Source organism: Dietzia sp. IBK-p2-15D (genome assembly GCF_057773105.1).
On the sequence record NZ_JBYMTK010000002.1, the window covers coordinates 416,259 to 428,854 of the forward strand.

General features: G+C 71.6%; 6 protein-coding genes. All 6 read right to left on the reverse strand.

The genetic code is table 11. The features are described 5' to 3' along the window. Nucleotides 1–1,554, reverse strand: a complete 1,554-nt coding sequence (locus AC3DEV_RS04865) for an acyl-CoA carboxylase subunit beta (RefSeq protein ID WP_341254837.1) — start codon at nucleotides 1,552–1,554, stop codon at nucleotides 1–3. Continuing rightward, nucleotides 1,551–6,620 (reverse strand): polyketide synthase Pks13, encoded by a 5,070-nt coding sequence (gene pks13 / locus AC3DEV_RS04870; RefSeq protein ID WP_488371450.1) that lies wholly within the window; start codon nucleotides 6,618–6,620, stop codon nucleotides 1,551–1,553. Before pks13 ends, AC3DEV_RS04865 begins: the two co-directional genes overlap by 4 nt. Before the next feature lie 91 nt (nucleotides 6,621–6,711). Then, nucleotides 6,712–8,658: a long-chain-fatty-acid--AMP ligase FadD32 gene (gene fadD32, locus AC3DEV_RS04875; RefSeq protein WP_067714808.1), complete on the reverse strand. Its 1,947-nt coding sequence runs from the start codon at nucleotides 8,656–8,658 to the stop codon at nucleotides 6,712–6,714. Nucleotides 8,659–8,833: 175 nt separating this feature from the next. Further along, entirely contained in the window at nucleotides 8,834–9,799 is a 966-nt protein-coding gene (locus tag AC3DEV_RS04880; protein WP_082923820.1) for a cutinase family protein, read from the reverse strand. A gap of 177 nt (nucleotides 9,800–9,976) precedes the next feature. Then, a complete protein-coding gene (locus AC3DEV_RS04885; RefSeq protein WP_069388637.1) occupies nucleotides 9,977–10,471 on the reverse strand; it encodes a DUF732 domain-containing protein in 495 nt (164 codons plus the stop codon). Beyond that, nucleotides 10,468–12,426 (reverse strand): alpha/beta hydrolase-fold protein, encoded by a 1,959-nt coding sequence (locus AC3DEV_RS04890; RefSeq protein ID WP_069388638.1) that lies wholly within the window; start codon nucleotides 12,424–12,426, stop codon nucleotides 10,468–10,470. The genes AC3DEV_RS04885 and AC3DEV_RS04890 overlap by 4 nt, the downstream gene beginning before the upstream one ends. Nucleotides 12,427–12,596 lie beyond the last annotated feature (170 nt).

Genomic DNA, 12,596 nt, shown 5'->3' on the forward strand with positions numbered 1-12,596 from the left:
TCACATGGGCGCGATGGGGTGCTTACGCGGCGGCTCGTTGCTGATCTTGTCCCGCAGCTGGTTCAGCGCACCGCGCAGCACCAGGCGGGTCTGCGACGGCTCGATCACGGCGTCGATGTACCCGCGCTCGGCGGCGGTGTACGGGGTCGCGATGAACTCGTTGTACATGTCGATGAGCTGCTTGCGGAGCTTGGGACCCTCCTCGGGGCCCGCCTCCTCGATCTGCCGACGCTGCAGCAGGTCGACCGCGCCCTCGGCACCCATCACCGCGATGCGCGCGGTGGGCCAGGCGAAGTTGAGGTCGCCACCCAGGTTCTTGGACCCCATCACGGCGTACGCGCCGCCGTAGGCCTTGCGCACCACGAAGGTCACCTTGGGCACCGAGGTCGCGGCCACGGCGTATCCCATCTTGGCGCCGCGGTGGATGATGCCGAGTTTCTCCTGCTGGACGCCCGGGAGATAGCCGGGGGTGTCCACCACGTAGACCAGCGGGATCGAGTAGGCGTCACACAGCATCATGTGCCGCGTCGCCTTCTCCGAGGCGTCGATGTCCAGCGAACCGGACAGGTGAAGCGGCTGGTTGGCGATGACGCCGACGGACTCACCGTCGACACGGGCGAATCCCGTGATGATGTTGGACGCGAACTGGCCGGAGGTCTCCACGAACTCGCCGTCGTCGAACATCCGCAGCAGCACATCGTGCATGTCGTACGCGGCGTTGTCCGAGTCCGGGATGATCGTGTCGAGGTGCAGATCCGACTCGGTGCGCACCGGCTCGAGCCCCGGGTTGATCCGGGGAGCCTTCTCCGCCGCCGAGGACGGCAGAAAGCTCAGCAGGTTGCGCACGTACATGAACGCGTCGTTCTCGCTCACGGCCACGTGGTTGACGTTGCCGTTCTTGGCCTGCTGCAGGGCCGAACCGAGATCCTCCATGGAGATCTCCTCGCCCGTGACCTGCTTGATGACGTCCGGGCCGGTGACGAACATGTACGCCTGGTCCTGGACAGCCACGACGAAGTCGGTGGTGACGGGAGCGTAGACGGCGCCGCCGGCGCACTTGCCCAGCATGATCGAGATCTGGGGGACGTAGCCCGACGCCGGGTACTGGCGCTTGGAGATCTCGGAGTAGTAGGCCAGCGAGGTCACGGCGTCCTGGACACGGGCACCACCGGAGTCGTTGATGCCGATGATGGGGCACCCGATCTTGATCGCGAAGTCCATGATCGCGCAGACCTTCTTGCCGAAGCCCTCCCCTACCGACCCGCCGAACACCGTGTTGTCGTGCGCGTACACGGCCACCGGGCGACCGTCGATGGTGCCGCGGCCGGTGACCACGCCGTCACCGAACGGGTTGTCCGGGCTACCGGGAGCCTTGGCCAGCTGGCCCATCTCCACGAAACTGCCCGCGTCGAGCAGTAGTGCGATCCGCTCCCGCGGCGGGGTGTGCCCCGCGGCGTCGCGGCGGGCCTTCGCCCGCTCGCTGCCCGGGTCCTTGGCCTGCTCGGTCTTGACCCGCAGTTCCGCGAGCTTCTCCGCGGTGGTCTTCACCGTCACGCGTCTGTCCCCTTCCGTACACCCGCGTCGAGCTCGGTGAGCCGACGCGCCAGATGCTTACCGACGGTACCGACCACCGGTTCGTCGACCATCGCGAGGTGGTCCCCGTCGAGCTGGACGACCTCCAGGTCGCCGACGATGCGGGCCCAGCCGCCGTCCGGGTCGATGTGTGCGTAGCGGGGCTCGAGCTCGATCGCCCCGTCGTGCATCCGCTCCGCGCGGTACAGCACGAACGGCACCTCGGCGCCGACACCGGCCCAGGTGGACAGGTCCGCGCTCTGCAGGATCCGGTTGTCGACGAAGCTGGCCCGCTGGTGTTCGATGACACCGCCGCCCATGGCGTTGGCCTCGGCACCCAGCGCCCCGAGCAGCATGCCCAACACGCCGTCCTCACCGTGCTCGGCCAGGAAGTCCCGCGGGACCTCCACGTCCAACCCGTAGGTGCGCTTGGCGAACTCCGAGTACCGACGCCACCGGGCCTCGGCCTCGTCGAGGGTGTCGGGGATCGGCTCCGACGGCTGCACGGTGTCCAGCAGGACCACCAGCGCGACCTCGTCGCCAGCGGCCCGCAGTTGCCGGGCCACCTCCACGGCCAGCGCGCCGCCGAAGGACCAGCCCCCCACGGCGAGCGGACGGCCGGCCGCGATCTCGCGGATGCGGTCCAGGTAGCTCGCGGCCCGCTCCTCAAGCGGCCCCTCGACGCGCTCGACGCCGTACACCGGGGTGTCCGCGCCGAGTCGGTCGACCAGCGGCTCGTACACGAACGACGACCCGCCGGCGGCGTGGAACAGGAACAGCGGGGTGCCCTCGGCCGACCCCTCGGCCAGCACGCGGATGTTGCCCTCCACCGCGACCTCGGTGAACGGACGGAGCAGATCCGCGACCTCGGCGATCGTCGTGGCACCCGCGACCTGCGCGGCGGTGATCTCGCCGCCCGAGCGGGCCGAGAGCCGCTCGGCGAGAGCGACCCGGGTCGGCTCGTCGACCGGGGGCAGCGGGCCCGTCACACCGGGTGCCGCGGCGCCGGTGACCACGGCCCAGGCGCCGAACGCCATGCGCTCGGTGTCATCGCGCGGCGCGATGGAGACCGAGGCGTCATCGCCGCCGGAGCCCTCCTCGGACGCCGGCGCGTCGCCGCGCAGCGCGGCCACGTCGACCGCGCCCTCACCGCGGGCCTGCTGGGCCGCCAGGTCGCCGACCTGATCCGGGTTCTCGACGGCGAACCGCACCATGTCCGCGACATCGTCCAGCGACGCGTCGCGCATCGCCTGCAACTCGAGCGGCGGGATGGAGAACTCGTGCTCGACACGGTTCTTGATCCGTACCGCCATGAGCGAATCCAGGCCGAGATCGAGCAGCGGCAGCTCCCTCGGCAGGTCGTCGGGGCTGTATCCCATCGAGGAGCCGATGATCCGGGCCAGGCGGTCACCGATCGCTTCGCCGGACTCGGGGTTCCAGCGGTTGTCGACCTCGTCGTCGTCGTCCTCGTCGTCGACCACCGGCGCGTCGGACTCACTCGACACGTAGTGCTGCTCGGGCGCGGAGTCCGGGGCGATGGGGGCGCCGCCGGTCACGGCGCACTCGGCGACCAACACGAACGCCGCGGGGGCGTCGCCGGCCCGGGCGTGGACCTGCACCGACGCGCCACCCGGGTGCGGGGTCATGGTGGTGGTCACGGAACCGGCGGCCGGCAGCACGCCGGGCCGGTTCACGGCGGTGAGGGTCGCACCCTCGAGCACCGACGCCGCGGCGGCGGTCATCAGCGCATCGACGCTGGGCACCACCTCGGCACGGACCTGCCACGCGTGGCGGCCGTCGGGCAGCGCGACGTGCGAGCCCGGCATCCGGCCCTCGCCCGACCCGCCCCCGGCGGTGACCTTGGGCCACAGGGTGCGGCGCTTCCACGCAGTCCCCGGCACCGGCGCGTACCGGCCGGGGCCCGTGACGTAGCCGTGGATCATCTCCACGACGCTGGGCACGTCGATGGTGTGGCCGTGCACGTACAGCTGCGCGACGGCGTGCAGGAGCGTGTCGGCCTCGGACTCCTTGCGCTTGAGCGTGTGGAGGAGGTTCGGCTCCATGAGCCCCGCGTCGAAGCAGGTCGCGGCCACCGACATCGCCGCCACCGGGTTGGGCGCGAGCTCGAGGAACGTGACGTACCCGGCCTCGACGGCCTTGCGCACGGCGTGGGTGAACCACACGGAGTGCCGCATGCCCTTGACCCAGTACTCCTCCGCGTGTACCGGCTCGTGACCGGCGCGGTAGAAGGTCTCGCGATCGACCGAGGAGAACAGGCCGGAGGTGAGCTCGCGCGGCTCGAGACCCGCGATCTCCGCGGCCAGCTCGCCCAGGAGCATGTCGACGTCCGAGGTGTGCCCGGCGCCGCGGACCTGCAGCTGACGGGCGAACTTGCCCTGCTCCTCGACCCACGCGACGAAGTCGGCGACGGGCTTGGCACGGCCGCCGACCGTGGTGTGGGTGGGCGCGGCGTAGACGGCGGGCTCGATGGAGGCGAACTGCGGGTTGTCGGCGATGATCTGCGCGATCTCCTCGGCCGAGTACTCGACCAGCGCCATCGCGCCGGCCTCCTCCTCCGAGACCTGCCCCTCGGCGTCGCCCATGAGACGCGAGCGCACGCAGATCACGCGGACGGCGTCCTCGAGGCCGAGGCCTCCGGTCGCGTACGCGGCGGCCACCTCGCCCATCGAATGCCCGATCACGGCCTCGGGCTTGGCCCCGAGCGCGCGCAGGGTGTCGACCAGCGCCACCTGGATGGCGAAGATCCCGACCTGGGAGTTCTCCAGCTCGTACGTCTGGGAGTCATCGAGGATCAACTCCGCGATCCGGTAGCCGGCCTCGAAGTCGATGAGCTCGTCCACCGCGTCCAGGCACGAGGCGAACAGCGGGTTGGACAGGTACAGCTCCTTGGCCATCTTGCGGTGCTGGGACCCGAAGCCGGAGAACACCCACACGTCGCCGGTGCCGGCGGGGGCGTCGGCGCTGAACACGCCCGGCCCGGGGTCGCCGGCGGCCAGCGCACGCAGGCCCGCCACGAGCTCGTCACGGGTGTGGCCCACGACGGCGCCGCGCGACCGACCATGGTTGCGGGTGGCGAGGGTGCGGGCGACGGCGCCCAGGTCGACCGAGTCGTCCTGCGCCTCGAGCCAGTCCGCGATCTGACCGGCCGTGGACTTGCGGCGCGACGGCAGGGAACCGGAGACGACGAGCACGGTCGCGGGGGCGCCGGGCACGGAGGTGCCGGTGGTGGCCAGCTCGTCGGCGTTGCGCTCCACGGCCTCGGCCACGCAGCGTGCGATGTCGTCCGCGGCGGCCGGGGTCGCGGCGGCCGGGGCCTCGGGGGCCTGGGCTTCGGCGGCAGGGGCGTCAGGGGTGGCGACCTCGCCGGCCCGGACGTCGGAGACGGAGTCCTCGTCGACCGTGGTCTCCTCCGACGCGCGCACCGGCGCCGGCTGGTACTCGGCCACCACCACGTGCGCGTTGGTGCCACCGAACCCGAACCCGGAGATGCCGGCCAGGGCGCGCCCGCTGTAGCGCGGCCACCCGGTGGTCTCCGTGACCACGCTCAGTCGCGCGGCGTCGAAGTCGATGTACGGGTTGGGGCCCGCGAAGTTGATCGTCGGCGGCAGGGCGTCGTTGGTCATCCCGAGGATGATCTTGGCGAGGCCGGCGGCGCCCGCGGCCGACTCCATGTGGCCGAAGTTGGTCTTGGCCGAGCCGAGCAGCGTGGGGCGGTCGGCCTCGCGGCCGCGGCCGAGCACCTGGCCCAGGGCGGTGGCCTCGATGGGGTCCCCGAGGATGGTGCCGGTGCCGTGCGCCTCGATGTAGTCGACCTCGCGCGGGTCGACGCCCGCGTCGGCGTAGGCCTGGCGCAGGACCGCGACCTGAGCGTCGGGGTTGGGTGCGGTCATACCGTTGGAGCGACCGTCCGAGTTCACGGCGGACCCCTTGATGACGGCGAGGATGTCGTTGCCGTCCCGTTCGGCCTCCGACAGGCGCTTCAGGATGAACACTCCCCCGCCCTCCGACCGGCAGATGCCGTTGGCATCGGACGAGAACGCCTTGATCCGCCCGTCGGGGCTGAGCGCGGCACCGGTCTTGGCGAAGCCCATGGTCGCGGCGGGCGCGAGCATCATGTTGACACCGCCGGCGACGACCAGGTCCGATTCGTGCAGTCGCAGCGAGTTGACGGCCTCGTGGATCGCCACCAGGGACGTCGAGCAGGCGGTGTCCAGCGTCATGGACGGGCCGCGGAAGTCGAACGTGTACGAGACCCGGTTCGAGATGATCGAGTTGGAGGCGCCGGTGACCGCGTACGGGGAGGCCGCAGCGGAGTCCGAGGTGAGGAACACCTGGTAGTCGCTGGAGGACGATCCCATGAAGACGCCGACCTCGTGGCCCTTGAGGTCACTGGCCGGCAGGTGGGCGTTCTCCAGGGCCTCCCAGGTGAGCTCGAGTGCGAGCCGCTGCTGCGGGTCGACCATCTCGGCCTCGCGGGGGCTCATGCCGAAGAACTCGGCGTCGAAGTCCCGGACCTCGGCGTCGTCGAGCCAGCCGCCACGATCGGGTGCCTCGGACAGCACCTGCTGGACGTAGGCGTCGCCGGACCACTCGGACCAGCGGGTCGCCGGGCGGGGGGTCGTGGCGTCCCGGCCGGAGGCGAGCAGTTCCCAGGTCGCCTCCGGGGTGTCGGCGCCGCCGGGGAAGCGGGTGGCGAACCCGATCACGGCCACGTCGAACTCCATGCCCGCGCCGCGGTCACGGAACGTGTGGAAATCGGTGGGCGCCTCGGATTCGACCGGCCCGTTGACGACGTACTCGGCCAGCGAGGCGATGGTCGGGTGCTGGTAGGCGACGGTCGCGTCGAGCGGCCGACCGACGAGGTCCTCGAGGTCCGCGGACAGGGACACCGCGTCGCGGGACGACAGCCCGTACTCCTCCAGCGAGCGGTCGTCGGTGACCTTGGAGATGTCGAGCCCGGTGGCCCGGCAGACCCAGCCCCGCATCCATTCGCGGAGCTCTACTACCGTCATCTCGCTCTGTGCCATCGTCCTGGCTCGCCTTTCCTCGGGTGTCGTCCGGTGTGTCCCGTCGCGGCGGGGCACCCGTGGTGCTTGAACCGGCCCGGCCGGGCGGACGCTACTGCGCCGGCAGGTCCGGGAAGGCGGTCTGCTGATGGCCCCCGCGCAGGGTGCCGTCCACGTAGGCCGCCTTGCACGCGCGCCGCGCGATCTTGCCGCTGGACGTGCGGGGGATGGATCCGGCGGGGACCAGCAGCACGTCCTGGGCGGTGACGCCGTGACGTGCCGAGATCGCCGTGCGGACCGCGTCCGCGATGGGGCCCGGGTCGGCCTTGCCGGCACCGGGTGCGCGCTCGCCGACCACGACGAGCGTCTCCGAGGAGTCATCGGCGGCGATCTCCGCGCCGTTACGCGCCTCCATCGGCAGCTGGTTGGCCGGCACCGAGAACGCGGCGACGAATCCGGGGCGCAGCGCATCGGAGGCGCCCTGCGCCGTGTTCTCGAGGTCCTGCGGGTAGTGGTTGCGGCCGGCGACGATCACCAGGTCCTTGACGCGGCCGGTGATGTACAGCTGACCGTCCACGTAGGCGCCGTAGTCGCCGGTGCGCAGCCATCGCGCGTCGGAGGGCACGGTCCCGAACTCCCGGACCGTGCGGGACCCCTCCTCGAGGCACTCGACGAGCCGGTTGCCGAAGGTGGCGTCCGACTCCTCGGGGCGCCCCCAGTAGGCGCGACCGACGTTGGTCCCGTACAGCCAGATCTCGCCGACGCGCCCCTCGGGCAGCTCCCGTCCGGTGCCGTCGTGCTCACCCGTGGCCTCGTCGATGTTCGCCTCGACGATGGTGGCCCACTGGCTCGGTGCGACGTACCCGCAGGCGACCTGCGGGATCGCGTCCTCATTGCCTTCCACCTGCGCCGGGTCGAGGACGGTCATGACGCCCTTGTTGAGGTCCGACCGGTCCACGTGGATGACGATCGCCTCGTCGTCGCGGCGCGGCGAGGAGACGAACAGGGTCGCCTCGGCCATCCCGTAGGACGGCTTGATGACGGTCGGTGCGAGCCCGTAGGGCGCGAAGGCCTCGTTGAAGGCACGCATGGAGGCCGGGGTGACCGGCTCCGAGCCGTTGATGATGCTGGTCACGCCGGACAGGTCGAGGGTCTCGCCGTCCCTCGGCAGCCCCCGGCGGGCGGCGTGCTCGAACGCGAAGTTGGGGGCGGCGGCGAACACCCCGTCGCCGTCCGACATCGCACCCAGCTGCGAGACCCAGCGACCCGGGCGCTGCACGAACGCGCGGGGGCTCATCACCGTGATGGTGGCCCCGCCCATCGCGGGCAGGATCACCGTCAGCAGGCCCATGTCGTGGAACAGCGGCAGCCAGGTGACCCCGCGGGACGCGCGGGTCAGCCCGAGCCCGTCGAACAGCTGCATGACGTTGGTGACCACGTTGCGGTGGGTGATCTCCACACCGGCCGGCACGCGGGTCGAGCCGGAGGTGTACTGCAGGTAGGCGATGTCGTCGGCGCCGAGATCCGGTCTGGTCCACCCCGAGCCGAGCTCCGCGGGGATGGCGTCGACGGCGACGGTGCGCGGACGCTCGCGCGCCGGCAGGGAGCGGAACAACGTCCGGACCCCGGCCGCGGATTCGGTGGAGGTGAGGATGACCGCGGGCGCGCAGTCCGCCAGGACCGCGTGGAGGCGGTCGTGGTGACCGGGCTCGTCCGGGTCGAACAGGGGCACCGCGATGAGCCCGGCGTGGATGGCCGCGAAGAACGACACGATGTAGTCGAGTCCCTGCGGCGCGAGGATCGCGACCCGGTCCCCCGGCTTCGCGACCTGCTGGAGTCGGGCGGCGATGGCGTAGAGCCGATCACCGAACTGCGACCACGAGAGTTCGTGCACCTCGCCGTCGCGGGAGGACGAGTAGTCGATGTAGCGGTAGATCAGCCCGTCCTCGGCAGGATCCTCGCGGGCGGCGGAGACATTGGCTTCGACGAAGTCGACAAGGGTGGTGCGATCAGGGATGACGATCGCCCCACCGGCGTCGTGGTACTGCTCGAACTCCACGTTGCTCCGTTCCGATCCGTCTTACGTTGGTCGACGTCGTCGACCACGGAAATGCCGGGTGCACTGACGACAAGCTTGGTCGATCCTACAGCGTGCCCCAGAGCGCATCCGAACTCCGAATCATCCGGCTCGTCAGGCGTGTCGCAGGCCGAGCCCTCCGGAGGACGTGGACGGGTCACCCGTGGGCGATCTCCGGGGCGGCGTCGACGAGCTCGCGCACGTGCCCGATCGTCCACTCCGGGACCGTCGTCCCCTCGATCACGTCCGGGTTGGTCGCGTACATGGCGTGGATCGCGTTGTTGGCGACGAACTCCTGGAACCGGGCGGCGCCGTCCACCACGTTGAGCGGGGCGTTGCAGATCAGGTCACGGGAGTCGCAGATCTGGGCGGTCCTGTCGCCGAGTTCGCCGAAGCCACCCGGGCGGGGCCCGGTCATGGTGGCGCCGGCGATGAGCTGGGTGAGCCCGGTGGCCGGCTGTAGGGAAATCTCCATCCCCTGCCCGTTTCCGGGCGACAACCCCGGCGACTGACCCTGGCCCGGCACGCGGCGGCCGTCGGCGATGAGGACCGATCCCCGGACCAGGTCGGCGGGCACCGGCCCGTTGCCGGTACCGATCTCGCTGGTGAGGTCACCCGCGATCACCGCACCCTGGGAGAAGCCCAGGAGCACGAACGACGTGTACGGGCACCGCTCGTGCGTGGCGGCGAGCTCGGCGCGGGCCCTCTCGGTGCCCTCCGCCCGGCTCTGGTCGTAGGGGATCTCGTTGGGCGCCTGCGGGTTCCTGAACTGGGCCACGTAGGGGACGGTGAACACCTCGAGCCGGTCGTCCGGGTACTGCTCGCTCAGCGGGTCGGTGATCGTCCTCAGCAGGGCGTTGGGCAGGAAACCCGGGTTGTACGGGTCGTCGGTGGGGCTGCTCTCCCAGGTCCCCGGCACGGCGACCATCTCCACGTCCGGACAGTCCGCGGGCTGGGTCAGCTCCGGCTCCCCCGGGCCGGGCAGGGGCCCGTCGGGCCCCGTGGGCAGCCCACGATTCCCGATCCACCATCCGATGCCCAGCACCAGCAGGACCACCAGCACGAGTGCCCCCAACGAGCACCCGAGACGACGGCCTCTCCCACGACGCATTCCGCGAGCCACGATACGAACTCCTTCCCGGCCTCCCCGCTCGACTGGGGCGGGTGGCCGACGACCGGTCAACGCCCCGGTGGCGCTGCGGGTTCCGCGAGCAGCCGGAGGGTGTCCCGTCTCACCCGGGGGCGACGCGTGCCGGATCCTGACGGGCCCGGCGCCGCGGCGCTGTGTGCATTCGTCGGACTACGGACAGAGCTGGCCCGCCGAGGCGTCCACCACGACGCGGGAGAGCTCGTCGACCTCGCGATCCGAGTACCCGCCCGCCGAGATCTGACCGGCGACCGCGTCGGCGATCGTCGTCGTCTCGTCGGCGGCGCCCCCGGTCGTCCGGATGCGGCAGATGGTGTTGCCGGCGGCGACGAGCGAATCGGAGAGGTCCGCGGTGTCGATGCCCTCGCGCTCCAACGCCGCGAGATACCCGCGCTCCCGCGCGCCGACGGCCGGGGCGGTGTACCCGGAGGCGTCCGGATCGACGGGTGCGGGCGCCTCCGTGTAGCGGCCGGAATCCTCCGTCGCGGGAACGCGCGACACCCCGGGTGATCCGCTGCCGCCCGGGGGCGGGGCCAGCGTCTCGGAGTCGGGCACGCCGGAGACCGTCGAGTCCCCACCGCCGCAGGCGGTGAGCATCCCACCGCCGACGAGCAGCGCGGCGGTCAGCGTCGCCAACCGGGTTCTCACGACGAGATCTCCGCCCGGCCACCGCTCACGGTGATGCGGCCGCCCTCGAACTCCATCTCCTGACCGTCCCTCGTGGTGCGCAGCGGGCCGGTCGGGTAGCCGAGCCGCCCGCGTTCGTAGTCGACCGTGCCCCAGGCGTCGAACACCGGCCCACGGGGGACCACGTGGGCCCCGGTGCGCGGGGACCAGTAGATGTACCCGCCCTGGAACCGGCTGAACGCGCCGTCCCGGGTGCTCAGGGCGATCTCGTCGGTGGTCGGGTAACCCAGCTCGGAGTTCTCGGCGCCGGCCTCGCGATAGGTCTCGAGGATCTTGCCCTCGACGACCTTCGGGCCCGTCTCCTCGGACCAGTAGACGGTCCCGCCCTGGAAGCCCTGGACGACACCCGGCTTGTTGGGGTTGGTGATCTCGTCTGTGGTCGGGTAGCCGAGCTCGCCGCGCTCGGCGCCGCGCTCCTGCCACATCGCCCGGATGCCACCGCGGACGGCGTGCGACCCGGTGGTGGGCGACCAGTAGATGACGCCGTTCTGGAAGGTGGAGAACCGGCCGCGGCCGTCCGGGGTGGTGGTCTCGCCCGAGGTCGGCAGCCCGAGCACCCCGTCGGGGCCGCCCTCGGCCTGGTAGGCCGCGCCGATCGCGCCGAGGACCGAGTGGGCCCCGGTCCCCTGCGACCAGAAGGCGCGGCCGAAGCGGAAGTCGGTGGCCTTGCCGCCGCGGACGTCGTACTCGCCGGTCAGACACGGCCCCAGGCCGGGCTGCCGCTCGGCGAGGCGTGCGATGTCGCCACTCGCCGCGCACGGCTTCTCGACGTTCTCGATGCCCACCGCGGCGGCGAACTGCGGCCATGCCTGGGTCATCTCGAACTGCCAGTACGGCCAGGTGTGCGTGCCGGACGGGCGGAAATTGGCGGTGACCTCGACCCCGGCGGCGCGGGCCCGGTTGACGAAGGTCTGCGTGGTCATCCGGGAGAGCAGCTCGAGGCCGTAGCCGGGGAAGTTGGTCGGGATGTCCGGCAGGCCGGACGGCTGGTCCCAGGGCCCGGTGTTGCCGCTGCCGGCGGAGACGTAGACGCTCTGCCCGCGCATCTTCTCGGTGTGGAGCTTCGGGTCCTGTTCCTGCCAGCGCCGGGAGCCGAGCGGGCCCCACATGCTCTCGGCCGGGTAGCCGCCGGCGTCCTGCATGGCCACCTTGACCGCCTCGGGCATCCCGAAGCTGGTGGTGTCGAGGAAGCCCGAGTAGCTGGCGGCGAACGCGAAGTGATCCGGGTAACGCTGGGCCAGCATCATCGCGGCCGTGCCGCCCATGGACAGCCCGGCGACACCGTGCTGGTCGCCCACCCGCCAGTCGCGCGCCAGCAACGGCGGCAGTTCCTGCATGAGGAACGTCTCCCACTGGTACGCCGAGCCCTTGGCGTCGGAGACCCAGTCCGTGTAGAAGCTCGACTCGCCACCGATGGGCAGCACGATGACCGCGTTCTTGGCGTCGAAGAACTGCGAGATCTTGGTCTCGAGCGTCCAGCCGCTCGCGTCGTCGCGGGCCCGCAGCCCGTCGAGCAGGAGCAGGGACGGGTAGGTGCGCTCGGGGTCGGCGTTCCACTGGGCCGGGAGCATGAGCTGCACCTGGATCGCCTGCTCCATGGCCGGTGACCGGACCCAGAGTGCCACCCGGTTGGCGGACTTCCACTCGACCTTGTCGAGCCGGACACCGGACGGCGGCGTCGACGGCACGCGCAGGGTCGGCGCCTCGGGCGCAGTGGCGGGACTCTCCGCGGGGGTCGACCGCGCCGGGCTCTCCGCCGGGCTCGTCTGCCCCGGGGTCGGCCGGGACGGCGTCTCCTGTGCAGCCGCGACGGGCGGAAGGACGAGACCGGAACCCACCACGGACGCCACGAGGGGAGCCGCGAGGAGGGACGCCCACCGGTGCCGGGGGCTCGCGTCTGAGCTGGGGGTCGCCATGTGTTGTTCTCTTCCTTGCCGCGTCGTCTCGCCGAATAGTTAGTGGGCGCGCGTCAGAACGACCCGCGCCACATGTATCCGGAGCCCGGGTCCGTGGCGCGCCCGCGGGTTCCCCTCCCGCGGCCGAACCCGGTGGTCAGATGCGACCGGGGCCCCGCACGAGAATCTAC